This is a genomic window from Bradyrhizobium sp. MI1.7, assembly GCF_055811795.1.
In genome coordinates this window covers 94214-118256 of sequence record NZ_JBVVPO010000003.1, presented here as the reverse complement: position 1 = coordinate 118256, position 24043 = coordinate 94214, and the positions used below count along the sequence as shown (strand labels likewise).

The 24043-nt window shown below is 63.7% G+C and carries 19 protein-coding genes and 1 pseudogene; 8 read left to right on the top strand and 12 right to left on the bottom strand.

The window, feature by feature from the left end; all coding sequences use genetic code 11:
• The first annotated feature begins 64 nt into the window (after window positions 1–64).
• Together AC0L3X_RS05070 and AC0L3X_RS05065 are read left to right on the top strand one after the other, a co-directional pair.
• On the top strand, window positions 65–1672 hold the full coding sequence (locus AC0L3X_RS05070; RefSeq protein ID WP_354131550.1) for an acyl-CoA synthetase: 1608 nt from the start codon (window positions 65–67) through the stop codon (window positions 1670–1672).
• Between the two features lie 9 nt (window positions 1673–1681).
• Window positions 1682–2542, top strand: coding sequence for a PCC domain-containing protein (locus tag AC0L3X_RS05065; RefSeq protein WP_473316287.1), 861 nt, complete (start codon window positions 1682–1684; stop codon window positions 2540–2542).
• Between the two features lie 16 nt (window positions 2543–2558).
• Here AC0L3X_RS05065 and AC0L3X_RS05060 read toward each other — a convergent pair whose 3' ends face one another.
• Window positions 2559–4631: a DUF1217 domain-containing protein gene (locus tag AC0L3X_RS05060; RefSeq protein ID WP_231142064.1), complete on the bottom strand. Its 2073-nt coding sequence runs from the start codon at window positions 4629–4631 to the stop codon at window positions 2559–2561.
• Between the two features lie 265 nt (window positions 4632–4896).
• Between AC0L3X_RS05060 and AC0L3X_RS05055 the strand changes: the two genes are divergently transcribed.
• The 3 genes from AC0L3X_RS05055 to AC0L3X_RS05045 all read left to right on the top strand — a co-directional run bounded on the left by AC0L3X_RS05055 (window position 4897) and on the right by AC0L3X_RS05045 (window position 8145).
• Window positions 4897–5664 carry an AAA family ATPase gene (locus AC0L3X_RS05055; RefSeq protein WP_354131548.1) on the top strand — a complete coding sequence of 256 codons (768 nt, stop codon included), beginning with the start codon at window positions 4897–4899 and terminating at the stop codon, window positions 5662–5664.
• 955 nt (window positions 5665–6619) lie between these two features.
• Window positions 6620–7189, top strand: a complete 570-nt coding sequence (locus AC0L3X_RS05050; protein ID WP_473316286.1) for an SRPBCC family protein — start codon at window positions 6620–6622, stop codon at window positions 7187–7189.
• A 2-nt stretch (window positions 7190–7191) separates the two neighbouring features.
• Complete coding sequence (locus AC0L3X_RS05045; RefSeq protein WP_063983151.1) at window positions 7192–8145, top strand: YVTN family beta-propeller repeat protein; 954 nt, start codon at window positions 7192–7194, stop codon at window positions 8143–8145.
• 78 nt (window positions 8146–8223) lie between these two features.
• On the opposite strand, the gene AC0L3X_RS05040 is transcribed toward AC0L3X_RS05045, so the two are convergent.
• From AC0L3X_RS05040 to AC0L3X_RS05000, 9 genes are all read right to left on the bottom strand, one after another.
• On the bottom strand, window positions 8224–9147 hold the full coding sequence (locus AC0L3X_RS05040; RefSeq protein ID WP_063983152.1) for a nucleoside hydrolase: 924 nt from the start codon (window positions 9145–9147) through the stop codon (window positions 8224–8226).
• A 35-nt stretch (window positions 9148–9182) separates the two neighbouring features.
• Complete coding sequence (locus AC0L3X_RS05035) at window positions 9183–9824, bottom strand: HAD-IA family hydrolase (RefSeq protein ID WP_063983153.1); 642 nt, start codon at window positions 9822–9824, stop codon at window positions 9183–9185.
• 144 nt (window positions 9825–9968) lie between these two features.
• Window positions 9969–10301, bottom strand: coding sequence for a hypothetical protein (locus AC0L3X_RS05030; RefSeq protein WP_187387690.1), 333 nt, complete (start codon window positions 10299–10301; stop codon window positions 9969–9971).
• Window positions 10302–10346: 45 nt separating this feature from the next.
• The gene (gene uvrA / locus AC0L3X_RS05025; protein WP_063983155.1) at window positions 10347–13325 is read right to left on the bottom strand and encodes an excinuclease ABC subunit UvrA; all 2979 of its coding nucleotides are present in this window, start codon (window positions 13323–13325) and stop codon (window positions 10347–10349) included.
• 304 nt (window positions 13326–13629) lie between these two features.
• The gene (locus tag AC0L3X_RS05020) at window positions 13630–14385 is read right to left on the bottom strand and encodes an outer membrane protein (RefSeq protein WP_063983156.1); all 756 of its coding nucleotides are present in this window, start codon (window positions 14383–14385) and stop codon (window positions 13630–13632) included.
• 145 nt (window positions 14386–14530) lie between these two features.
• Entirely contained in the window at window positions 14531–15295 is a 765-nt protein-coding gene (locus AC0L3X_RS05015; protein WP_354131547.1) for an outer membrane protein, read from the bottom strand.
• Window positions 15296–15484: 189 nt separating this feature from the next.
• Complete coding sequence (locus tag AC0L3X_RS05010) at window positions 15485–16231, bottom strand: outer membrane protein (protein WP_354131546.1); 747 nt, start codon at window positions 16229–16231, stop codon at window positions 15485–15487.
• 224 nt (window positions 16232–16455) lie between these two features.
• Complete coding sequence (locus AC0L3X_RS05005) at window positions 16456–17145, bottom strand: outer membrane protein (protein WP_028153430.1); 690 nt, start codon at window positions 17143–17145, stop codon at window positions 16456–16458.
• A gap of 233 nt (window positions 17146–17378) precedes the next feature.
• The gene (locus tag AC0L3X_RS05000) at window positions 17379–18140 is read right to left on the bottom strand and encodes an outer membrane protein (RefSeq protein ID WP_028153431.1); all 762 of its coding nucleotides are present in this window, start codon (window positions 18138–18140) and stop codon (window positions 17379–17381) included.
• Window positions 18141–18589: 449 nt separating this feature from the next.
• On the opposite strand from AC0L3X_RS05000, the gene AC0L3X_RS04995 reads away from it, so the two are divergent.
• The 3 genes and pseudogenes from AC0L3X_RS04995 to gyrA all read left to right on the top strand — a co-directional run bounded on the left by AC0L3X_RS04995 (window position 18590) and on the right by gyrA (window position 22596).
• Window positions 18590–19090 carry a single-stranded DNA-binding protein gene (locus AC0L3X_RS04995; protein ID WP_212451249.1) on the top strand — a complete coding sequence of 167 codons (501 nt, stop codon included), beginning with the start codon at window positions 18590–18592 and terminating at the stop codon, window positions 19088–19090.
• Window positions 19091–19292: 202 nt separating this feature from the next.
• Window positions 19293–19686, top strand: a pseudogene (locus AC0L3X_RS04990) (DUF2306 domain-containing protein).
• Between the two features lie 168 nt (window positions 19687–19854).
• Window positions 19855–22596: a DNA gyrase subunit A gene (gyrA, locus tag AC0L3X_RS04985; RefSeq protein WP_473316285.1), complete on the top strand. Its 2742-nt coding sequence runs from the start codon at window positions 19855–19857 to the stop codon at window positions 22594–22596.
• An 88-nt stretch (window positions 22597–22684) separates the two neighbouring features.
• On the opposite strand, the gene AC0L3X_RS04980 is transcribed toward gyrA, so the two are convergent.
• On the bottom strand, window positions 22685–22879 hold the full coding sequence (locus AC0L3X_RS04980) for a hypothetical protein (RefSeq protein ID WP_063983163.1): 195 nt from the start codon (window positions 22877–22879) through the stop codon (window positions 22685–22687).
• Window positions 22876–24039, bottom strand: a complete 1164-nt coding sequence (locus tag AC0L3X_RS04975; RefSeq protein WP_247305440.1) for a PepSY-associated TM helix domain-containing protein — start codon at window positions 24037–24039, stop codon at window positions 22876–22878. The genes AC0L3X_RS04980 and AC0L3X_RS04975 overlap by 4 nt, the downstream gene beginning before the upstream one ends.
• Between the last annotated feature and the right edge of the window lie 4 nt (window positions 24040–24043).

The following is a 24043-nucleotide window of genomic DNA, read 5'->3' as shown; positions in this document are numbered from 1 at the left end:
GGCGATAAATGGGCTGCAAGGAGCGGGCGGCTCGTGCGCCGTCCGCCGTCGAAGAGGAAGCCCGATGCAGCCCCTGCGCATGTCCCGCCGCGTCATGAATCTCGCTCACATGCTGACCCAGAATGCGCGGCGGCATGGGTCGCGTCCTGGTTTCGTCTGGGGTGACAAATCCTGGACCTGGCACGAGATCGATGCACAGGTCTCGGCGCTGGCCGCCGCACTCGCCGCGCGCGGCATCGCCAAGGGCGACCGCATCCTCGTCCATTCCAAGAACGGCGACGAGATGTTCTTCTCGATGTTCGCCGCGTTCCGGCTCGGTGCGGTCTGGGTGCCCACCAATTTCCGCCTGATGCCGGATGAGGTCACCTATCTCGCGCAGGCCTCCGGCGCGAAGGCGTTCCTGTGCCACGTCGATTTTCCCGAGCACGCTGCAGCCGTGAAGGGCGGTGCGCTGGAGTTCACCTGGAGCGTCGACGGCAAGGGCTCGTTCGGCGAGCGCTCGGTGGCGGAAGCCATCGCCTCGCAGGCCGGTGCAAGCGTTGCGAACGTCGCCGTCGAGCACGACGATCCCTGCTGGTTCTTCTTCACCTCCGGCACCACCGGCCGCTCCAAGGCTGCGGTGCTGACCCACGGCCAGATGGGTTTCGTCGTCACCAACCATCTCGCCGATCTCACCCCCGGCGTCACGGAAGCGGATGCGTCGCTGGTGGTGGCGCCACTATCGCATGGCGCCGGCGTGCATCAGCTGGTGCAGACCGCCCGCGGCGTATGCACCGTCCTGCTGCCGACGGAGAAATTCGACATCGACGAGGCGTTCCGCCTGATCGAGGCGCATCGGGTCAGCAATCTCTTCACGGTGCCGACGATCCTGAAGATGATGGTCGAGCATCCGGCCGCCGACAAATACGATCATTCCTCACTGCGTCACGTGATCTATGCCGGCGCGCCGATGTACCGCGAGGACCAGAAGGCCGCGCTGAAGAAGCTCGGCAAGGTCATCGTGCAGTATTTTGGCCTCGGCGAGGTCACCGGCAACATCACCGTGCTACCGGCGGCGCTGCATGATCCCGAGGACGGGCCCTATGCGAAGATCGGCACTTGCGGCTTCGAGCGCACGGCCATGCAGGTCTCGATCCAGGACGACGAGGGCCGCGAGCTGGCCGCCAACCAGAGTGGCGAGATCTGCGTGATCGGGCCTGCTGTGCTCGCCGGCTACTACGACAACCCCGAGGCCAATGCGAAGGCGTTTCGCGACGGCTGGTTCCGCACCGGCGACCTCGGGCACATGGACGAGGAGGGGTTCGTCTACATCACGGGACGCGCCTCCGACATGTACATCTCCGGCGGCTCCAACATCTATCCACGCGAGATCGAGGAGAAGATCTTGACGCATCCCGCGGTCGGCGAGGTCGCCGTGCTCGGCGTGCCCGATGCGACCTGGGGCGAGGTCGGCGTCGCCGTCTGCGTCGCGCGCGAAGGCGAGAAGCCGGTGAGCGAAGCTGAGATGGCGGCGTTCCTCCTGCCGAAGGTGCCGCGCTACAAGATGCCGAAGCGGTTCTTCTTCTGGGAGGCCTTGCCGAAGTCCGGCTATGGCAAGATCCCGAAGCGCATGGTGCGCGATGAGCTCGAGGCGCGCGGGCTGCTCGATCTCGACAACAAGCAGGCGGGCTGAGCATACGCGATGCGAAGTATCAAGCAGCCGGGCGCGCCTGTCGCCGAACGCATCCAATGGGTCGAGGCGAGGGGGCGCGCGTTCTCGTTCAGGCTCGAAGCGGGTCTGCCGCTGCTCGAAGCCGCGCGGCGTGGTTTTGCGGCAGAGGGATTTGCCAGTGGCGTGCTGAATTTTGGCAGCGCCGCACTCGGACCGTTCGCATACGTGATGCCGGCGCTGTCGAAGACAAGTGAGAACGCGGCGTTCTACAGTGACACTTTTCGCCCCAGCGGCGTGACGCGGACGAAACTCGGCAGCATGACGCTCGGTATGCGCGATGGCGCCTCGTTCTTTCATTGCCACGGGCTCTGGACGGAGGCGGACGGCAAGGCAAGCGGCGGCCACATGCTGCCGGACGAGACTGTTGTCGCCGAGCCGTTCGAGGTCGAAGCGTTCGGCATCGACGGTGCCATGTTCACCGCGGAGCCCGATCCCGAAACCAATTTCAAGCTGTTCGGGCCGGTGCCCGCTGCGAGCACCGGCGCGCGCACGACTAGCCGCGCCTTCGCGCTGCGGCTGCGGCCCAACCAGGATTTTGCCGGCTGCCTCGAAGCGTTCTGCCGCGCGCATGGCATCGCGCGTGCGAAGATCCACGGCGGCGTCGGCTCGACCATCGGCGCGCGCTTCACCCATGGTGGGGTGACCGAACCGTTCGCGACCGAGCTCGCCGTGACAGCGGGGACGATTGTACAGGGCAGTTCGGGTGCACCGGAGGCGGCGCTCGACATTGCCTTGATCGACTACACTGGCGGCATCGCGGAGGGCCGTCTGATCCGTGGGCACAATCCCGTGCTGATGACCATGGAGCTGGCGCTCGAGGTGTTGGGCTAGTATCGGCGAGCGATCATCAGTGAGCACGTAGCTTGGCGATGGCCAAGAACGTGGATTCACTTATCCCTGATATGCCCGAGCTCGATCCTTGAAAGAGGTTGAGCAATGGAGATTGACCCTGGCCGATGCTCTCGCCGTTTCTGACGTCATACATGGCGGAGAACCGGCTCAACAGTTTTTCAACCTTCGCCGGATCGGAAAGATCCTTGATCTTCATGAATTTGTCCACGACCTTGGCTTGCTGATCGATCTGCATCGAGGCCATCGAGTCAGGCAAATCGAAGGTGGTCCTGAACACCTCCGAAAGAGCCTTGTCGGCAAGGATGTCGTATGCGGACGTGATTTCTCCCGCCTTTCGCTGGAAATAGAGCGCAAGGCGTACGCCGGGATTCGTATCCCCCTGCTGCTGCTCCAGGCTTTGCTGGAGATAGTTCGCCTGTGTTTCCCGGAATTGATCTCTCTTCTGAGGACCCATCATCGGGAGGCGCGCGACGTTACCCTTGCTGTCGAAGTTGAACGATGCCACGATTTCGGCAAAGCGAGGATCGCTCTGCGTGTTCGCGAAGCTCTTTGGGTTGTTCAGGTCGGAGCTGAAGATCTTCTTGAGAAATTCGGTGCTGACCTTCTTAGGGTCCAAACCCTTGGCCAAGAGAATGAAATCGACCATCGGCCTGTTTGCGAGAAGCTCGGAAACGCTGTCGATGCCTGCGATTGCCTCTTGATAAGCCGTCGCATCTTTCGTGGCTAGTGCCCGAATTGCCTTCTCCTGCTGAGGGCTTGCCTGTTTCAGCGCGGCAATGACGTATTCCCTCGCGATCTGGAGGACCTGAGCCGAGTCTTGAGCCACCAAGGGGGTCGTCAGATTGCCTTTTGCGTCGAAGTTGAAGGCGCGTGCGAGCTCTACGTACCGATTGTCCTTGAGGGTATAGACGTAGCTCTTGGGGTCGTTGACGTCGCTTTCGAGGACTGCCTTGATCGTCGCCTTCGAGACCATTCCGGGATCGAGGCCGACGGCGCCCAGCGCAAAATCATACACGCCAGGTGTCGATACGAACGCCTGGACTGAATTGATCTTGCTGAGGTCCGTTCTGAATTGCTTGATCGCCAAAGCTTCGTATATCGGGCTTGCCGCCGAATAGACGGCGGCCTTGCTGTCGTCGAACCGCTTTTTCGTGATCGCGACATTTGCGGCAGTCTGGGCGGACACGCCTGACGGAAGCGACCCGTCGGGCGAGAACTCGAACGCGCCGGCCAGGTCTACAAACCCGCCAATCGTCGCTATCTGGTCACTGAGGCTGGAAATGCTTTTCGTATATGACTCCAGGTGACTTTTTTCGACCAGGATCTGGATGTTCAACTGGGTCACGTCGGCGCCCGGTTGCGATAGTTGGGCCTTGTAACCGGTTATCTTTAGATCAGCGGCGCTGGCGTCCGATTTGGCTTGAGCAAGCTGGGCGTTGAGGCCGGTCAACTGAGAAGTGAAGGTGGTGTTGACGTAGCTATTTGGATCGGACGGATCGCTGCGCAAGACCTGACTTATCGTGTCACCCGGCCACTTGCTTTGATCGATCCCGTATGCCGAGTAGACATAGTTGCGAAGACGGTCGTTGTTCAGGAGTTGGTCTGCACTGCTGATCTTGCCGATTTCAGCGCTGTAGTAATTCGAGTCTGCGGCAAGCGCATCGACCTGGCTCTTCTTGGTCGTCGTGTACAGACCGATCATCTCGTCGGTCTGGTCTCCCGATTGCGCAACTGGCGTGGCACTGCCATTGAAGGAGAATGCCGCGGCAAACTCCCGGTAGCGCTTGTCTACCAACTTGTTGACGAAGCTCTTTGGGTCGGAGAGGTCGCTCTCCAGCACCTTCTTCATGAAAGCCTTGGCGTAGGCCATGTCTTCCAGGCCATATGCCTTCATCGCATAATGATACAGGCGATAATCTTTCATAAGATCATCGACGGTCCGCACCTTGCCGATGTTGGCTTTGTAATAGGCGGATTCTCGCGCGACATCGGGTTGCTGTTCAACCCGCGTCAGGGACTGCTTGAGATGGTGCGCAATGTAGTTGTAGCTGAAATACGTTGATACCATCGCGCATTCCTCGCGGCTCTACGGTCCTGGACTTCCGTCAATCATTGCCGGGTCGCGGGGTGGGGGCTGGCCTCATGCCAGCAAGCTGTCTCGCAGCAACGTTTTCTTAAGGCGATTCTTTGCTGCAATCTTAGGTTTTAATTTGCGTCCAAGTGACGCATGCCGGGTTTTGTTGCTGTATGTTTCTCAGGTGCTGCTTTCGCGAGGATTGTGTTCCTAGTATGTTCCAGTCGAAATATCGACCGGAGTGGGTTGGAAGCAGAGCATGAGCCGACGAAGCAATCGCACCATCAACCTGCCGGCGCCGTATCTGAAGCGGGTCTGGCTCGATCCGTCGCGAGTTCACGATCGCGAGGCATATCCGTTTTGCCTGCCCATCTTCCCGGATGATTTCGAGCTCAACTTCGACGCCGCCATCACGATCATCGTCGGAGAGAATGGCACCGGGAAGTCGACGATCCTCGAGGGTATCGCAGCGCTTGCCGGCTACGACGATGCGGGTGGAGGCAAGGGCTACATGCCCGTCGACCATTCCGAAGCGCGGGAGAAGATGGGCGGCCAGCTTTCCAGGGCCTTGCGCGCAAGCTGGCTGCCGAAGATCACCAACGGCTGTTTTTTTCGCGCCGAGAGTTTTTTCTCGGTCGCGCGATATCTCGACAAGGCCGCACGTGATGCCGGCCAGGCCGGCCCCGACTTCCTGTCGCATTCTCATGGCGAAGGTTTTATGCGCTTCTTCGAAGAGCGCTGCCAGCGCCAGGGCATCTTCATCTTCGACGAACCGGAATCGGCGCTGTCGCCGGCGCGTCAGATCGAATTCCTGAAGCTCTTGCGACGCATGGACGAGTCCCGCATCTGCCAGGTCATCATGGCAACCCATGCGCCTCTGCTGATGGCCTATCCAAACGCGAGACTGTTGCGGTTGGGCAAATACGGCCTGGAGCCGACGACGGTGGAGCAAACCGATCATTACCGGGTGATGCGCGAATTCTGTGACGATCCGCGCGGGTTCGTGGAGGCGACACTGGCGGAGTAGGCGAGGGTGCGCTCCCACGGCACTCGCTCTTCTCGTGTCCCGGACGCGCTGCAGCGCGTAGCGGTGCGGCGCAGAGCCGGGACCCACGCAGTCACACGCTCGCTGCAGCATGGGCCCCGGCTCTGCAGCGCATCGCCGCACTGGACGATGCTGCGCATCGCCAGGGAAGCGCTGCGCTGCGTCCGGGGCACGAGAGCAGATTCTAGCTTTGCATTCGAATTCAAATCGCACGCACGGTTTCGCATCCTCGCGGCAAGATCTGCCCGAGCTTTGCTGTAGTCACCACCCTCGAAAGTGCCGAGGGCGCAGGGAAGGCCGGGTGCCGGCTGGCACCCGCGGTCCACTGTGCGGAAATTGCGCTACGAAGTTTGCACAGCGGCGTACAGGTGAAGCCAAACATCCGGCCTTCCCTGCGCAGTGGTTTTACGGCTTATGCCGAGCTCTCCCCGGGGAGCGATGCACTATTGCCCCCGTCGCCTTGCGGATGACTGATGCGCGCGGCCCGGTCGGGCCGCCACATCACCGCGAGACTTGGCGCACAGGCTCCGGGCGCCAGGACGGCACGGTTTTACCGTACACAGGCTGCACCGGTCGTGTGCGCGCGGCGTTCGCTCACGGTTGCCCGCCCTGCAAACCACCTTCGCGCCGACGCCGCCTGCGTCCACCACGTCCCATCCCGCGTGTCGTGACGATCGCGATAACGCCCCTCGGCCCGGGGTGGGATGGCTTTCTATATGATAATCCGAAATGCGGATAAAGAGAATTATTTCTGCGTGGTGCGGTTGACCCGCCCATTGGGTGTTTTGCCCGACGGGCGGCGCAAGGGGTTCTGGGACGCGCGAGCGCGCGCCGCAACGCCGCCATGAACAGGTCTCCCCACGGCCGCAAAATGCGCTACCATGATCGCAGCGCGCCTCAAGTCGCGCACGATCCACGAGACGCATGAGGAAACGAGATGAGGGTGACGATTGGACGGCGCATGGTCATGGGCGCGGTGCTGACTGCCGCGGGCGCGGTGGCTTTGACGGCGGCGTTTGGCCCGGCTTGGGCACATGGGCCGACCCGGCAGAAGGTGCGCGAATCCATCGAGATCAACGCGCCGCCGGCCAAGGTGTGGGCCGCGATCGGCAATTTCCAGGAGATGAGCTGGCTGCCGCCTGTCACCAAGACCGAGGGCGAGAAGGGCAATGAGATCGAAGCGACGCGGCGGCTGACCCTGACGGGAGGCGCCACCGTCGATGAGGAACTCTACAAGTTCGACGCTGCCGCGATGACCTATTCCTACCGGATCACCAAGGTGGACGTGAAGGTGCTGCCGGTCACCAATTATTCCTCGACGCTGACGGTGACGCCGAGCGCCGACGGCAAGGGCGCGACGCTGGAATGGGCGGGCGCGTTCTACCGCGGCTTCCCCAACAACGATCCGCCGCCCGAGCTGAGCGACGAGGCCGCTGTGAAGGCGGTGAAGGGGCTCTATCAGGCCGGGCTCGAAGCGCTGAAGAAGAAGATCGAGAGCGGAAGCTGACCGTGCGGGCGCGGGTCCTGGCGGCGCTCGCCGCCAGCCTTTGCGCTGCCAGTATTGGCAGCGCGTCCGCCGAAGAGGCGTTCGTCACCAACCAGCTCAGTGACGATCTGATGGTCGTGGACCTCGCAACGTCGCGCAGCGTTGCGACCATTCCGATCGGCGGCAAGCCGGCCGGCGTGGCCGTCAGCGCGGACGGGCGCTTTGCCTATGTCACGAGCCCCGACGCCAAGGCGGTGACCGTGGTCGACGCGGCAACGCGGCAGGTCTCGGGGCGGATCGAGGTCGGCGGCGGGCCGCTCGGCATTGCCGTGACGCCCGATGGCAAGACGCTCTACGTCGCCGACTGGTATGCCGCCGCGGTGCGGGTGATCGATACGGCCACGCGCAGCGTCACCGCCAGCATTGCGGTCGGCGCCTCACCGTCGGGGCTCGCGGTGACGCCTGACGGCAGGCTGCTGCTCTCGGCGGACCGTGACGACGACAGCGTCTCGGTGGTGGATACCGCAACGCGTGAGCGCAAAGCGACCATCAAGGTCGGCACCCGTCCGTTCGGCGTCACCATCGATGCCGAGGGAAAACGCGCCTACACCGCCAATGTCGGCTCCAACGACGTCTCGGTGATCGACATCGCCGCGAGCCAAGAGATCGGCCGCGTGCCGGTCGGGATGCGTCCCTACGCCGTGGCGCTGACGCAAGGGCGCGGCTTCGTCACCGACCAGTATGGCGGCACCGTCAGCGTGTTCGACCTGGCGACGCTGAAGCCGGTCAAGCGGATCAATGTCGGCGACTATCCCGAAGGCATCAATGCGACCGCCGACGGCAAGCGCGTCATCGTCGCCTGCTGGGAGAGCAACACATTGAGCATCATCGATGCCACCGAGCTGAAGGTGATCGGCGAGGTCAAGACCGGCGACGGCCCGCGCGCGTTCGGGGCGTTTCTCAGGCGGACGGAGTAGGGGGCGTAGGGTGGGCGTAACCCACCACTTTAGTCGCTGCGGAAAAAGAAGCGGTGGGTTACGCTACGCTAACCCACCCTACGATCTCGATCCGGCAAACGCCTTCAACTTCAGGAAAAAGTCCTTCAGGATCGGGTTGCGATCCACATAGGTCACGTAGCGGATCGGATGCCGCCGGCGGTCGACGCTCCACGTGATCTGATCCGTGAGGACCGGGGCCGGGATGATCACGCTCGGCGCCCAATCGGGATTGAGAAGCCAGCCGACCGGCGCCATGTCCCAGATCTCCTTGGCCCAGCCCAGATGGTCGGACGAATAGTCCTTGAAGCGCATGGCGAGGAACGCGCCGATGCTGCCATGCGGTTCGATGTAGCGCTCGATCTCCGGCACCGTGCTGTGAAGGTGCGAGGTGACGCCCTTGCATGGCACGAGCACGAGCGGCACGCCGCTGTCGAACAGCACCTGCGCGCCGCCGACGTCCTGCTTGAGATTGAACTCGATCGTGTGCGGCCATTCCAGCGCGTGACCGCCAAGCCAGACCACCACCACGCGGTCGATGATGTCGGGGGCCTTGAGCAGCGCCGAGGCGATATTGCTGATGGCGCCGATGGCAATGATGTAGAGCGGATTGTCAGGGGAGCCTGCGCGCGCCCGGGCCACGAGGTCGTTGACGGCGGGGGCCGCCTGCGCCGTCTTGCCGGGGCCGACATAGTCGGTGACGCCGCGATGGACGAGGCCGTCCGGCGCGACGTCGAGGCGCTCCAGCAGGCGAAGGATTTCCTGGTAGCTCAGCTCCATGCCGTGGCCGGGATTGTCGGCGCGTGTGTTGAAGAACGGCGCGGCGTAGATCGCCTCGACGTCGAACCGGTCCTTCGACAGCAGCATCTGCACCAGCGCGAACTGATCGTCGATCTCGTTGTAGGTGTCGGTGTCGAGCACCACGCGCACCTTGCCGACCGGCGGCTCCAGGAGTTTGAGGCGGGCTGCGTCCGAGAGTGTCATCACCGTCTCCTTGGGCCGGGCGTGCCGATTGCGGATCAGGCCTTGAGCGAAATCCGGCAGACTACGTCTGCGATCTCATCCATCTGCGCGAACATGTGATCGGGCGCAAGCGCCCGCAGCGCCGCCGGCGCGGCGTAGCCCCAACTCACCGCGCCGCAGGCAATCCCCACCGCGCGCGCCGCCTCGATATCACGGACCTCGTCGCCGATCGCGATCACGCGGCCTGGCTCCACGCCTGCGCGCCGGATCACGCGGCGGAATTTCGCGGGCTTGCCGAACAGCGATGCCGCGCAGTCGAAATGCGCGAACAGGGCGGCGGACTCGCCAAGCTTCTCGCGTGCATTGGCTTCGCTATCCGACGTCACCAGCGCGAGTTGCACGCCGTTATTGGCCAGCGTCTGCAGCATCGTCTCGACGCCCGCAAACAGCGGAATCTCCGCCGCCGCCTCCGCCTTCAGCCGCCGCGCATGCCGCGCGATCGCCGGCAGCTTCCACAGCGGTACCTCGAGCCGGGTGAGGATCTCGCGCGACGATGCATGCCGCAGCGCTTCGATTTCGTCATCCGCGACGCGACGAAAATCGAAGCGATCGGCGACATCGTTGATGGTACGCAGGAACCAGGGAAAGCTGTCGGCCAGCGTGCCGTCGAGATCAAAGATGGCGAGGGAGTAGGGCATGGAGGAGGGTTTCGAGTTCGCTGACAAACGAGACGTGGCGGCTATTATTTAGAAGAATTCGAGGACACCCATGCGACACGAGCGCATTGAAATCAACCCTGCGATCATGGCCGGCAAGCCCGTCAGCCGTGGGACGCATGTGCGTCACCGCAACCTGCGCACGTGAACATTGATGTCGAGATCGATGTTGCTGACGCAGGTCTGAGTAGTCCGGTGAGAGCCGCCCTCGTGCCAGGGGCCATCGCGCGTGCGGGCGTTGGTGATATTGGCGAGCTTCAGGCATCGCCATTGCGGCAGCGGTCCGCTGCTCTCGCCGCCAAATTGCCAGGCGAGGACGGCTTCCTCACCCATCTTGTTGGTGCCGATGATGTGGGGGCAGAGCTCGCGATAACGCCCCTCGTAGATGCAGGTTGCCTGCTGCTCGGCGAGGATTGCCTTGCGGAAGAGCATGTAGGTGCGGCTGGGCATCGCGGACACTTGCAGCCTTTCCCCGATGATCCCGCGGACGAGGCGGAATGAACTCTACTCCGCCGCCTCGCTCGTGCTCCTCCGCTTCGGCTTCCGCGCCTTCTTCAACACCGGCTCCAAGAACTTGCCCGTGTAGCTCCGCGGCGCTTTCGCGATATCCTCCGGCGGGCCCCAGGCGACGATTTCGCCGCCGCCGTCGCCGCCTTCGGGGCCGAGGTCGATGACCCAGTCGGCGGTCTTGATGACTTCGAGATTGTGCTCGATGACGACGACCGTGTTGCCCTGCGCGACCAGCTCGTGCAGCACCTCCAGCAGCTTCTTGACGTCGTGGAAGTGCAGGCCGGTGGTCGGCTCGTCCAGGATGTAGAGCGTGCGCCCGGTGGCGCGCTTGGACAGCTCCTTCGCCAGCTTGACGCGCTGGGCTTCGCCGCCCGACAGGGTTGTGGCCTGCTGACCGACATGGATGTAGTCGAGGCCGACGCGGTGCAGGGTCTGGAACGTCTCGCGCACGCGCGGGACCGCCTTGAAGAAGTCGGCCGCTTCCTCGACGGTCATGTCGAGCACGTCGGCGATGCTCTTGCCCTTGAACAGGACCTCCAGCGTCTCGCGGTTGTAGCGCTTGCCCTTGCAGACGTCGCAGGTGACGTAGACGTCGGGCAGGAAGTGCATCTCGATCTTGATGACGCCGTCGCCCTGGCAGGCCTCGCAGCGGCCGCCCTTGACGTTGAAGGAGAAGCGGCCGGGCTCATAGCCGCGCGCCTTCGCTTCGGGCAGGCCGGCGAACCATTCGCGGATCGGCGTGAAGGCGCCGGTATAGGTCGCGGGATTCGAGCGCGGGGTGCGGCCGATCGGCGACTGGTCGATGTCGATGATCTTGTCGATGTGCTCGAGACCCTCGATGCGATCGTGGGGGGCGGCGCCTTCGCTGGCGTTGTTCAGCTTGCGGGCGATGGCCTTGTAGAGCGTGTCGATCAGCAGCGTCGACTTGCCGCCGCCGGAGACGCCGGTGACGGCCGTGAACAGGCCGAGCGGAATCTCGGCCGTGACGTTCTTGAGGTTGTTGCCGCGCGCGTTGACCACCTTGATGGTGCGGCGATGGTTCGGCGGGCGCCGCTCCGGCACCTCGACCTCGAGCTCGCCGGTGAGATATTTGCCGGTCAGCGATTTCGGGTTGCGCATGATCTCGGCGGGCGTGCCTTCGGCGACGATGTTGCCGCCATGCATGCCGGCGCCGGGCCCGATGTCGAGGACGTAATCGGCGAGCAGGATCGCGTCCTCGTCATGCTCGACGACGATCACGGTGTTGCCGAGGTCGCGCAGGCGCTTCAGCGTGTCGAGCAGGCGGGCGTTGTCGCGCTGGTGCAGGCCGATCGAGGGCTCGTCCAGCACGTAGAGCACGCCCGTCAGTCCCGAGCCGATCTGCGAGGCGAGGCGGATGCGCTGGCTCTCGCCGCCGGACAGCGTGCCGGAGGAGCGGGACAGAGTGAGGTAGTTGAGGCCGACGTCGAGCAGGAAGGTGAGGCGCTCGCGAATCTCCTTGAGGATGCGGCCGGCGATCTCGTTCTGCTGCGTGTTCAGCGCCTCGGGCACGGTCTCGAACCATTCGCCGGCCTTCCTGACCGACAGTTCCGAGATCTCGCCGATATGCTTGCCGCCGATCTTGACGCAGAGCGCCTCGGGCTTCAGCCGGAAACCCTTGCAGCCCTCGCAGGGGACGTCGTGGAAATACTTTGCGAGCTCCTCGCGCGCCCACTCGCTCTCGGTCTCGCGATAGCGGCGGTTGATGTTGGTGATGACGCCCTCGAACGGCTTCTTGGTGTCGTAGGAGCGGACGCCGTCCTCGTAGGAGAACTTGATCTCGTCCTCGCCCGAGCCAAGGAGGATCGCGTTCTGCGTCTTCTTCGGCAGATCCTTCCATTTGGTGGTCAGCGTGAACTTGTAGTGCTTGCCGAGCGCGGTCAGCGTCTGAATATAGTAAGGCGACGACGACTTGGCCCAGGGCGCGATCGCGCCCTTGCCGATGGCGAGCTCCTTGTCGGGGATGACGAGGTCTTCGTCGACATGCTGCTCGACGCCGAGGCCGCCGCAGGCCGGGCAGGCGCCGTAGGGATTGTTGAACGAGAACAGGCGCGGCTCGATCTCCGGAATCGTGAAGCCGGAGACGGGGCAAGCGAATTTTTCCGAGAACAGGATGCGCTCGGGCCCGCTCTTGTCGTGAATTTTGGCGGTCTTCTTCTTCTCCTCGGCGGGAGCAGCCGCTGCAGCCGCATCGGCGAACTCGACGACGGCGAGGCCCTCCGCGAGCTTCAGCGCGGTCTCAAAGCTTTCGGCGAGGCGCTGGCCGATGTCGGCGCGCACCACGATGCGGTCGACCACGACGTCGATGTCGTGCGGAAATTTCTTGTCGAGCGTGGGCGCTTCCGCCAGCTCATGGAAGGTGCCGTCGATCTTGACGCGCTGAAAGCCCTTCTTGAGCCATTCGGCGAGCTCCTTCCGGTACTCGCCCTTGCGGCCGCGTACGACGGGGGCGAGCAGATAGAGGCGGGTGCCCTCGGGCAGCGCCAGCACGCGGTCGACCATCTGCGAGACGGTCTGGCTCTCGATCGGCAGACCCGTGGCGGGCGAATAGGGCACGCCGACGCGCGCCCAGAGCAGGCGCATGTAGTCGTAGATCTCGGTGACGGTGCCGACGGTCGAGCGCGGGTTCTTCGACGTGGTCTTCTGCTCGATCGAGATCGCCGGCGACAGGCCGTCGATCTGGTCGACGTCAGGCTTCTGCATCATCTCCAGGAACTGGCGCGCATAGGCCGACAGCGATTCGACGTAGCGGCGCTGGCCCTCGGCGTAGATGGTGTCGAAGGCGAGCGAGGATTTGCCGGAGCCTGACAGCCCGGTGAACACCACCAGCTTGTCGCGGGGGATCTCGACGTCGACATTCTTGAGGTTGTGCTCGCGCGCGCCACGGATCGTAATTGCGCGCAGGCTGGATCCCGCGTTCTGCTGTTGGCGCTTCGCCTTGATCACTTCATCCATCCGAGTTGCCCTCAAGGAATCCCAAAGGTGCGCGATCGCGCCAACAAAAAAGGCGCGCGTCGCCCGGAACCGGGATCGGCGCCGATGGGTATGGCAGCGAACGTAGGAAGAACGGGAGCGGATTTCCAGTGGCGTGTGCGAATCGTCAACGGATTGTTGGCGCGCTGGCGGCATCTGGCAGGAGCAGGGCCCCCAGAACATGCGAAGGGCCGGCGCGAGGCCAGCCCTTCGTTCGCGTTTGAATGCGGATTTGGGGCAATCCGCACATGATCAGGACTTGGAGGTTCCTGTGGGAAGCTTTGTCTCAGTATTTGGCGACGACCGGGCCGCCCCAGCGGTAATTGATGCGGATCAGGCCCATGTCGATATCCTGGCCGATCCGGTCGGTGCGCGGGGCGAAGCCGCCAACGAGCGTTGCGAAGTCGGCGCTGTGATGGCCGAGGAAGACATGGTTGTACTCGCCGCCGACCGACCAGTTCTCGGCAAAGCCCCATTCCACGCCGATGCCGATGGTGTAGCCCCAGCGGGTCTGGTTGACGCTGTTGAACACCGCGGCCGGGACGCCGGGGACGAAGGTGTCGTACTTGTCGTGCGCCACCGCGGCGCCGGCCTTGCCATAGAGGAGCAGGTTGTTGACGGCGTAGCCCATCTGGCCAGTGAACAGGCCGAAGCTGTCGATCTTGGTCTGGTTGGTGAACAGCGGCAGCGCCACGCTGACATTGCTGCCCTTGAAGTCGGCCCAGTTGCCCTGGCCCTCGATGCCGAACACCCAACGCGACTTCTGCCAGCGATAACCGAGCTGTCCGCCGACCGTGCCACCGCCCGCATTGTGACAGCCTTCGCCAACGGCCGGATCGACAGCGATGCCGAGCGCGCGGGTCACGCCCCAGCAGGCATGGGCCAAGCCGCCGCCGCCGTTGATGCCGGCATAGATGCCGCTCCAGTCATAGACGGGAACGGCGGCCGCCTGCGCCTTGTAGATCGGGAGATCGGCGGCGGTAGCCGGCGCGACCGCACCGAGTGCGAACAGGCTGACCGCAGCCAGCATCCACGTCTTCATGTCACGTCCCCAACTCGCCAAAGCCATTAGCGGACGCCTTGCGCGCGCCTCACGACTCCAAGACGGTTGGGTGCACCCTCGCGCGAAAACAAAAAGGCCGGCGCAAGGCCGGCCTTTCGTAACGCGATGGCGTCGGAGGCGAAGATCAGTATTTGGCGATGAGGGGGCCGCCGAACCTGTAACTGACGCGGGCCGTTGCAATGTCAACGTCCTGGCGGATCCGATCGGCGCGCGAGAACGTGCCGTTGTTGAACGTAAAGCGGTTGTCGCGCGATCCCATGAAGCCGTGCACATAATCGACGCCGACCACGATGTTGGGCGTTACGCCGAAATCGAGGCCAGCACCAACCGCTCCGCCCCAGCGCGTTTCATTCGCCCTGTCGAACACGAAGCCGGTGGCCGTGGTGAAGCCCTCGTATTTGTCGCTCACAACCATCGCACCACTCTTCGCGTAGAACAGCACATTGCTCCAGGCGTAGCCGACCTGGCCGGTCACGAGACCGAAGGCGTTGATCTTCGAGCGGTCCGAGCCGACGCCGCCCGCGGCCAGGCTCGGTCCATTGGAGCCGCTAAGGTGAGCCCAGTCGCCCTGGCCTTCCACGCCGAACACCCATGACGCGCTTTGCCAGCGAAAGCCGGCCTGGCCGCCAGCCACGCCGCCGGTCGCGGTGTGGCAGCCCTCCGATGCGGGGGGAGTGACCGGCGCACCGAGGATGTTGGCGACGATGTCCCAGCACTTATGGCTCCAGCCGCCACCACCGTTGGCGCCGATGTAGTAGCCGCTCCAATCGTAGACCGCGCCGATCATCGGGGCAGGAGCTTTGGTGTAGGGGCTCGCCGCCAGATCGGCCGCCGAAACGGACGTGGTCATCGCGACTATGCCGGCGGCGGCAAGCATAAACTTGTTCAAGACGGACCCCCCAAGGGCAAAGTTGTTGCGATCTTCGATACAACCTTCGAGGTGCGACAGTCTGTCACCGGAGGGTCACAGCGCGCCGAAAAATGGAACTTGTCCGCAAGCGCTCGCGCCGTGCGCGCGAAAACAAAAAGGCCGGCGCAAGGCCGGCCTTTCGTAACGCGATGACGTCGGAGGCGACGCTTAGTACTTCGCCACGACCGGGCCGCCGAACGTATAGTTCACGCGAACAGTGCCCATATCGACGTCCTGCTTGATACGGTCGATGCGGTCGTTGATGCCGAGAATCGTGAACGAGTTGTTGCGCTTGCCCATGAAAAGATGGTCGTATTCGACCGCAACGGACCAGTTCGGCGCGAAGCCGAATTCGAGGCCGGTGCCGACCGCGCCGCCCCAGCGCGTCTCGCTTGCGCTGTCGAGGACCACGCCGAACGCCGAGCCGTTGTACTTGGCATGCGTGACCGCCGCGCCACCCTTCACGTACCAGAGCACGTTGTTCCAGGCATAGCCGACTTGGCCGGTGAACAGGCCAATCGCGTCGATCTTGGTCTCGTTGACCAGCGGAGCAAGCGCCACGCTCGTATTCGAGCCCTTCAGATTGGCCCAGTCGCCCTGGGCTTCAAGGCCGAACACCCAGTTGGCCGACTGCCAGCGATAACCGACCTGGCCACCGACGACGCCGCCTGTCGCATTGTGACAGCCTTCAGCCGTGTCCGGACCCGCAATGCCGAAGATGTTGTTGACATCCCAGCAGTTGCGGCTCGAGGCGCCGCCGCCGTTGATGCCGAGATAGAAGCCGGACCAGTTGTAGATCGAGGCCACAGCAATGGGCGCCTTGGTGTAGGGGCGGGCCGCCAAATCGGCCGCCGAGGCGGGAGCCAACGCGCTGAGTGCGAACAGACTGGCCGAGGCCAGCAAAACCTTCTTCATTTCAATTCCCCAGTTTCGTTTCTCTTTGTCGGCGAAAAACGGCCGACCCAATGACCCAATCGATGTCATTGCTCTACACCATTGAAGCCGAAGGTTGTGTCACCGGGATGCCACAGCTCTCCCCGAAAAACGTTGGGAATCGGTTGGCCTGGATCTGGACGCGCGAAAACAAAAAGGCCGGCGCAAGGCCGGCCTTTCGTAACGCGGTGCGTTGGAAGCGAAGCTCAGTACTTCGCGACCACCGGGCCCCCGAAGTGATAGTTCACGCCGACCTGCACGGTGTGGAAGTTGAGCGTGCCGGTGGGCAGGGCGCCCGAGAAGTAGGTCTCGCCGCCGAGGCTGCGATAGAGGTACTCGCCCTTGACCGACCACTGCGGAGCGAAGAACGCCTCGACGCCCGCACCGACGGTCCAGCCGGAGTGCCACTTGCTGTCCGACGCGGTCAGGCCGAGAGCGGAGAGGGTGATCTTGTTGTCGATCCAGGCGTAGCCGCCGGTGCCGTAGAACAGGACCTGATTGACGGCGTAGCCGATACGGCCGCGCACGGTGCCCATGGCATCGGTCTTCGAGCTCGCCGTTGCGGTCACAACGCCGAATCCGGGAACAACAGTGGCGCCGGTCACCGAAGCGCTGACGTCAGCCCAGGAACCATCAGCCTCGACGCCGAACACGACGTTGCCGGTCTGCCAGTTGTAGCCGGCGGTGCCGCCGACGAAGCCACCCTTCATCTTCGGGTCGCCGGAACCGTTTTCCCAGGCGCCGCCGCCGACGATACCGAGGTAGAAGCCGGTCCAGTTGTAGACCGAGGCCACCGCCACCGGAGCCTTGGTGTAGGGGCGCGCCGCGAGATCAGCGGCCGAAGCCGGAGCAGCGAGAGCGAACAAACAGGCCGAAGCCAACAAAACCTTCTTCATTTTCAAACTAATCCCAGTCCCGGTTTCTGTTTTTGCCTTCCGTGCGTTCGGAAGGACATCGGACGCCGTGGTCCAACTGATGTCGTGCTTACATCAGCAAAGCCGCAAGTTGTGTCTCCCAAAAGCCACAATAATCGCAAAACGTAACGGTGACTGACCTATAATTCCCGTTGCCCACGCAAAAAGGCCGGCGCGAGGCCGGCCTTTGATCTCCAAGCGATCTCAGAGGGATATCAGTATCTTGCGATCATGGGGCCGCCCCAGCGGTAGTTCACGCGGACGAGGCCGATATCGACATCCTGGCTGATGCGATCGGAGCGTGTGGCGACGCCGAGCGGGGCGAAATTGCCGGATCCGGTGAAGCCGATGGTGCGGTTGCCGAGGAAGATGTGGTCGTACTCGAAGCCCACGGTCCAGTTCGGGGCGAATCCGAACTCGACGCCCGCACCCACGGTGCCGCCCCAACGGGTCTCGTTGGCCCGGTCGAACTCGAGGCCGCTGGCGACGTCGAAGCTGCGGTAGCGATCGCCGACGACGGCGCCGCCGCCCTTCACGTAGACCAGGACGTTGTTCCAGGCGTAACCGACCTGACCGGTAATCAGGCCGAAGGCGTTGATCTTCGAACGATCGCGCAGGCCGCTGATCGCACTGATGTTGTCACCCGAGAAATCGGCCCAGTTGCCCTGGCCTTCGAAGCCGAACACCCAGTTGGCTGACTGCCAGCGGTAGCCGACCTGGCCGCCGACCGTGCCGCCGGTCGCGTTGTGGCAGCCTTCGCCTACGAGAACGCCACCGCCGATATCGACGTCCCAGCACTTGTGGCTGGTGCCGCCGCCGCCGTTGATACCGATGTAGAAGCCGCTCCAGTCGTAGATGGTCGCGATCATCGGTGCCGGAGCCTTGGTGTAGGGACGCGCAGCGAGATCTGCCGCGCTTGCGGGAGCCGACAGCCCCAACGCGATTGCACCAATAGTACCAATCAAAATCTTATTCATTGCAGTCCCCCCTGTTTCTGACCGCTTTTCGAAGTCCCCGAAGCGGCTGATCAGGCGCGACGCCTATAAGAATCTAATTCCGCGGCAAGCGTAGCTTAGGCGGGAGGCGGAGTCCGTCTCCGGAATGCAACAGTCGGGCGGCATCTGAACTGCTTCTAACTTGATGAATGTTAAGCTGTTTCGCCGTCCTCAGGAATTCGGGGAAATTCCATTTGGCGCAGGCCGTCTTTGTGCCGCGCGGTGTCGTCTTGCCAACGCAACAAGGTGAGGGGTGTCATAAGAACAAATCTGGAACGAACCCGCCAGGGGTGCTATATATGGGGATAAGTGGAGGGGTGACGGGCCGATCCGTCCGCGCAAGCGTATAGGGTCGCGTCAACAGGTTGCAGAGGACGCGGGCGCGTCCCGGGCCTTCTAAAATTCAGTGGCATTCGGAGTGGAGAGCGGCGATGGCGGGAAGCGTCAACAAGGTCATTCTGGTTGGAAATCTCGGCAAGGATCCCGAAATCCGCCGCACCCAGGACGGGCGGCCGATCGCGAATTTGAGCATCGCCACCTCGGAGACCTGGCGCGACAAGAATAGCGGCGAGCGCAAGGAAAAGACCGAGTGGCATCGCGTCGTGATCTTCAATGAAGGGCTCTGCAAGGTCGCCGAGCAGTACCTGAAGAAGGGCGCGAAGGTTTACATCGAGGGCGCGCTCCAGACCCGCAAATGGACCGACCAGAGCGGCGCCGAGAAGTACTCCACCGAGGTCGTGCTCCAGGGCTTCAACTCGACCCTGACGATGCTCGACGGCCGCGGCGGCGGCGGTGGAGGCGGCAGCTTCGGCGACGAGCCGGGCGGCGATTTCGGCTCCTCCGGTCCCGTCAGCAGCGCGCCGCGCCGCGCTGTGGCCGCCGGCGGCGGCGGTGGCCGCAACAGCGACATGGACGACGACATCCCGTTCTGAGACGAGCGGGGGCGCTTCGCCCCTGATGTCACCTTGCTCGCGTAGAGCGACAGGTTTCCTTACGAATTGACGGGCAAGGCTCGGTTTTTCCGGGCTTGCCTCATGTGCTGCCTCAAGCCTTTGACGAGGCGTGATGTGAATGGTATTAACTTGATGTTAATCCTGTTCACATGGGTTGGCCGTCGATCGGAGAGACCCCTGCATGAGCGTTGCGCCGCTGCTTGAGGCCGCTCCAGCGATCCCGCTGCACGCCTTTGCCGCCATGGCCGCCTTCGTGCTCGGCCTTGTCCAGTTTGCTGCCCCCAAGGGAACGCTGCCGCACCGGACGATCGGCTGGATCTGGGTGGCGCTGATGGCGGTGGTGGCGGCCTCGTCGTTCTGGATCCACCAGATCCGTCGGGCCGTTCAGCCCGATCCATCTCCTGTCGATCTTCACGCTGGTGATGCTACCGCTCGCGGTGTGGCGGGCGCATACCCATCGGGTCGCCGATCACCGGCGTATCATGATCATGACGTTCGTCGGCGCGCTCGTCATTGCCGGGCTGTTCACGCTCGTGCCTGGACGGATCATGCACCGGGTGATTTTCGGAGCCTAGGACGTGGTTCCCGGCGGCTCATTCCGGCTTCGCTCGAGGCAGTGGTGCTGAGCTCGTAAGTCTCTGGAAAAACAGTCGGAAAAACCGCTTCCCCAGACCTCGCAAGGGTGGTTATCAGGGGGGCGATGCGCTATATGATTCCCAGATAAAATCTCACCGGATTTCCCCTTGGCTGACGACGACAACAAGCCCGGCGACCAGCCGGCGCAACCCTCGGACATTCGTCCCGTTTCCATCTACGAGGAGATGAAGAAGTCCTACCTCGATTACGCGATGAGCGTGATCGTGGCGCGTGCGCTGCCTGATGCGCGCGACGGGTTGAAGCCGGTTCATCGCCGCATCCTCTACTCGATGAACGAGCAGGGGCACACGCCCGACAAGAAGTACGTCAAGTCGGCGCGCGTGGTCGGTGACGTCATCGGTAAATATCATCCGCATGGCGACCAGTCGATCTACGACGCCATGGTCCGGATGGCGCAGGACTTCTCGATGCGCGTGCCGCTCATCGACGGCCAGGGCAATTTCGGCTCGGTCGACGGCGATCCCCCGGCCGCCTATCGGTACACCGAAGCGCGACTGACGAAGGTGGCGTTGGCTCTGCTGGCCGACATCGACAAGGACACCGTCGACTTCCAGCCGAACTACGACAACAACGAAACCGAGCCGTCGGTCCTGCCGGCCAAGTTCCCGAACCTCCTGGTCAACGGGGCGGGCGGCATCGCGGTCGGCATGGCCACCAACATCCCGCCGCACAATCTCGGCGAGGTCATCGACGCCTGCGTCGCGTTGATCGACAATCCTGCGCTCACCATCGAGGAACTCATCAACATCGTTCCGGGACCGGATTTCCCGACCGGCGGCGTCATTCTCGGACGCGCGGGCATCCGCGCCGCCTACCACCTCGGCCGCGGCTCCATCGTCATGCGCGGCAAGGTCGCGATCGAGACCATCCGCAAGGAGCGCGAGGCGATCATCATCACCGAGATTCCCTACCAGGTGAACAAGGCGACGATGGTGGAGCGCATCGCCGAGCTGGTCAAGGAAAAGAAGATCGAGGGCATCGGCGACCTGCGCGATGAATCCGACCGCGACGGCTACCGCGTCGTCGTCGAATTGAAGCGCGACGCCGTGCCGGATGTGGTGCTGAATCAGCTGTACCGATTCACGCCGCTGCAGACGAGCTTCGGCGTCAACATGGTGGCGCTCGACAGCGGCCGTCCGCGGATCATGCATCTGAAGGACCTGCTGGCGATCTTCGTCGACTTCCGCGAGCGGGTCGTCACGCGTCGCACCAAGTTCCTGCTCGCCAAGGCGCGCGATCGCGCCCACATCCTGGTTGGTCTGGCGATCGCGGTCGCCAATATCGACGAGATGATCCGCGTCATCCGGACCTCGCCCGACCCGACCACTGCCCGCGACACCCTGATGTCGCGCGACTGGCCGGCACGGGACGTCGAGGACATGCTGACGCTGATCGACGATCCGCGCCACCGCATCAGCGAGGACGGCACGATCCGGCTGTCGATGGAACAGGCGAGGGCCATTCTCGACCTGCGCCTTCAGCGCCTCACCGCACTCGGCCGCGACGAAATCCGCGACGAGCTCGACAAGCTCGCCGGCGAGATCGCCGACTATCTCGACATCCTGCGCTCGCGCGCCCGCGTGCTGGGCATCATCAAGACCGAGCTCGCCGAGGTGAAGGCCGAGTTCGCGACCCCGCGCCGCACCGTGATCATCGAGCAGGAGGGCGAGGTCGAGGACGAGGACCTGATCCAGCGCGAGGATATGGTCGTCACCGTCTCCCACGCCGGCTACGTCAAGCGCGTGCCGCTGTCGGCCTACCGGGCGCAGCGCCGCGGCGGCAAGGGCCGCGCCGGCATGCAGACCCGCGACGAGGATTTCGTCAGCCGCCTGTTCGTGGCGTCGACGCACACACCGGTGCTGTTCTTCTCGTCGCGCGGCCAGGTCTACAAGGAGAAGGTCTGGCGCCTGCCGATGGCCGCGCCGAACGCGCGCGGCAAGGCGCTGATCAACATCCTGCCGCTGGAGCAGGGCGAGCGCATCACCACCATCATGCCGCTGCCGGAGGATGAATCGACCTGGGGCAACCTCGACGTGATGTTCGCCACCACCGGCGGCAACGTCCGGCGCAACAAGCTGTCCGACTTCGTCGACGTCCGCCGCTCCGGCATCATCGCCATGAAGCTCGATGAGAATGAAGCGATCGTGGACGTGCAGATCTGCACGGAGCGCGACGACGTGCTGCTGACCGGCGCCGGCGGCCAGTGCATCCGCTTCCCCGTCCCCGACGTGCGCGTGTTTACCGGCCGCACTTCGATGGGCGTGCGCGGCATTGCGCTTGCCGAGGGCGACAAGGTGATCTCGCTGGCGATCCTGCGCCACATGGAGACCACCTCGGACGAACGTTCGGCCTATTTGAAGATGCGTCGTGCGGTGGCCGGCGAAGCCGTGGTCGACGAGGCTCCGGCGGATGCCGAGGCCGAAGAGACGACCTCCGGCAGCTTCCAGCTCCCGCAGGAGCGCTATGTCGAGATGTCGGCGGCCGAGCAGGTCGTGCTCACCGTCTCCGTCAACGGCTACGGCAAGCGGACCTCGTCCTACGAGTACCGCACCACTGGCCGCGGCGGCAAAGGCATCGTCGCCATGAGCGTCAACAACCGCAACGGCAATCTGGTGGCCTCATTCCCGGTGGAAGACGCCGACCAGATCATGCTGGTCACCGACAAGGGCCAGCTGATCCGCTGCCCGGTCGAAGGCATCCGCATCGCCGGCCGCTCGACGCAAGGCGTGATCGTGTTCGACACCGCCGAGGACGAGCACGTCGTCTCGGTCGAGCACATCACGGAAGAGGCCGATAGTGGGAACGGCGAGAACGGGAACGGTTCGTAGATCGAGCCGATCCCGTCAGGTGTCGTCCCCGTTGACGGTTGCAATCAACCGGATAGGTCCGGCACGGCACAACGCGCCGGTGTCCGGCCTATGATCCTGGAAGATGCGGCCGGCGCGATGCCTTCCAGCCGAGCACGGCCAGCGGAATTGCCAGTGCTGCCCAGGACAGCGCGTCCCAGCCATCGTCGCCGAACAGCGCCGACGCCAGCCCGACAAGGATGAGCCCCGCGAGCAGGAGCGGCCAGCGAAAGATCTCGTCCATGGTGTGGCGCTCGCGCTTCATGGACGGATCCCGGATGTCGCTACGACAGGCGGCCCGTCCTGCGCGCGCGTGGTGGCGCGAGGCGATTTGCGCTTGCCGAGCCAGAGATAGACGCCGCTGGCAAGCACGACGATGGCGGCAAGATCGAACAGCGCCCAGATGATCTTCAGCGGTAGGCTGCCGTAGTCCCCGAAATGAAGCGGGCGCGATACCTGCAACGCCCTGAGATACCACGGCAAGCCACGCGCGGTGACGAGCTGCCCGGTTTCGGCGTCGAGCATCGCGGGCGTGAACAGGCGCGAGGTGATCGGCGTCGTGCCCTTGGTCCAGACGATGAAGTGCCGTGGTGTCCCGAACCGTGCGACCGTCGGAAAGATGATGCTGGCCGGCGTATTGCCGTCGAGCGCGCGACGTGCTGCGGCCATGACGTCGTCGACGTCGGCCCATTTCGCAAGCGGCGGCTTACCCAAGTGCGGCGCGATCAGCTCCGGCATCACCTCCGCGCGCCAGGCGGAGAACAGCGGCAACGATATCGTGTTGATGACACCGGTGACGCCGACGGCAAGCAGCCATATGAGAGTCACTCCGCCGATCAGATTGTGCAGGTCGAGCCATTTGACCCGCGACGCGCCGATACGACGCACCGTGCCGAAGTTGAGCCGGCGCATGAAGGGCGCGTAGAGCATGATGCCGGAAACGATCGCGATGACAAACAGCAGGCCCATGACGCCGAGAAACAGTTCACCCGGCAACCCCAAGAACATGTCGCGGTGGAATATGCGGATGGCGCTCATCAGGCCGCCCTGCTGCGTGTCTTCGCCGATCAGTTCCGCGGTCCTGGAATCGAATGACAGCTTCAGGAAACGTTGGCCGGGGGGAGCTTCGGGCGTAGCCGAGAGGAATACGTTGACGACGTTGGCGCGATCGTCGTCCCAGCCGAGCACCTGGAGGTAGCGCTGCGGATAGCGCGCCTTGGCGGCGTCGACCAGCCGGCTTAGCGGAGCCTGCGGAGTATCCGCCGGGAGCTCCCGGGCCGAGGCTTCCGACTTGAAGAGCTCGTCGATCTCGTCATGAAAGATCAGTGGGAGCCCGGTGATGCAAAGCATCAGGAGGAATAGCGTGCAGACTAGGCTGGTCCATTTGTGGACCAGCGACCACCATTTGACTGACTGTGCTGTCATCCTC

What these genes read in the sequence shown, in the direction of transcription:
- AC0L3X_RS04975 (WP_247305440.1), bottom strand. Translation starts at nt 24,039, where the DNA reads ATGACAGCACAGTCAGTCAAATGGTGGTCGCTGGTCCACAAATGGACC.
- uvrA (WP_063983155.1), bottom strand. Translation starts at nt 13,325, where the DNA reads ATGGATGAAGTGATCAAGGCGAAGCGCCAACAGCAGAACGCGGGATCC.
- AC0L3X_RS05060 (WP_231142064.1), bottom strand. Translation starts at nt 4,631, where the DNA reads ATGGTATCAACGTATTTCAGCTACAACTACATTGCGCACCATCTCAAG.
- AC0L3X_RS05035 (WP_063983153.1), bottom strand. Translation starts at nt 9,824, where the DNA reads ATGCCCTACTCCCTCGCCATCTTTGATCTCGACGGCACGCTGGCCGAC.
- AC0L3X_RS05020 (WP_063983156.1), bottom strand. Translation starts at nt 14,385, where the DNA reads ATGAAGACGTGGATGCTGGCTGCGGTCAGCCTGTTCGCACTCGGTGCG.
- AC0L3X_RS05050 (WP_473316286.1), top strand. Translation starts at nt 6,620, where the DNA reads ATGAGGGTGACGATTGGACGGCGCATGGTCATGGGCGCGGTGCTGACT.
- AC0L3X_RS05000 (WP_028153431.1), bottom strand. Translation starts at nt 18,140, where the DNA reads ATGAATAAGATTTTGATTGGTACTATTGGTGCAATCGCGTTGGGGCTG.
- AC0L3X_RS05005 (WP_028153430.1), bottom strand. Translation starts at nt 17,145, where the DNA reads ATGAAGAAGGTTTTGTTGGCTTCGGCCTGTTTGTTCGCTCTCGCTGCT.
- AC0L3X_RS05065 (WP_473316287.1), top strand. Translation starts at nt 1,682, where the DNA reads ATGCGAAGTATCAAGCAGCCGGGCGCGCCTGTCGCCGAACGCATCCAA.
- AC0L3X_RS05070 (WP_354131550.1), top strand. Translation starts at nt 65, where the DNA reads ATGCAGCCCCTGCGCATGTCCCGCCGCGTCATGAATCTCGCTCACATG.
- AC0L3X_RS04995 (WP_212451249.1), top strand. Translation starts at nt 18,590, where the DNA reads ATGGCGGGAAGCGTCAACAAGGTCATTCTGGTTGGAAATCTCGGCAAG.
- AC0L3X_RS05040 (WP_063983152.1), bottom strand. Translation starts at nt 9,147, where the DNA reads ATGACACTCTCGGACGCAGCCCGCCTCAAACTCCTGGAGCCGCCGGTC.
- AC0L3X_RS05010 (WP_354131546.1), bottom strand. Translation starts at nt 16,231, where the DNA reads ATGAAGAAGGTTTTGCTGGCCTCGGCCAGTCTGTTCGCACTCAGCGCG.
- AC0L3X_RS04980 (WP_063983163.1), bottom strand. Translation starts at nt 22,879, where the DNA reads ATGAAGCGCGAGCGCCACACCATGGACGAGATCTTTCGCTGGCCGCTC.
- AC0L3X_RS05055 (WP_354131548.1), top strand. Translation starts at nt 4,897, where the DNA reads ATGAGCCGACGAAGCAATCGCACCATCAACCTGCCGGCGCCGTATCTG.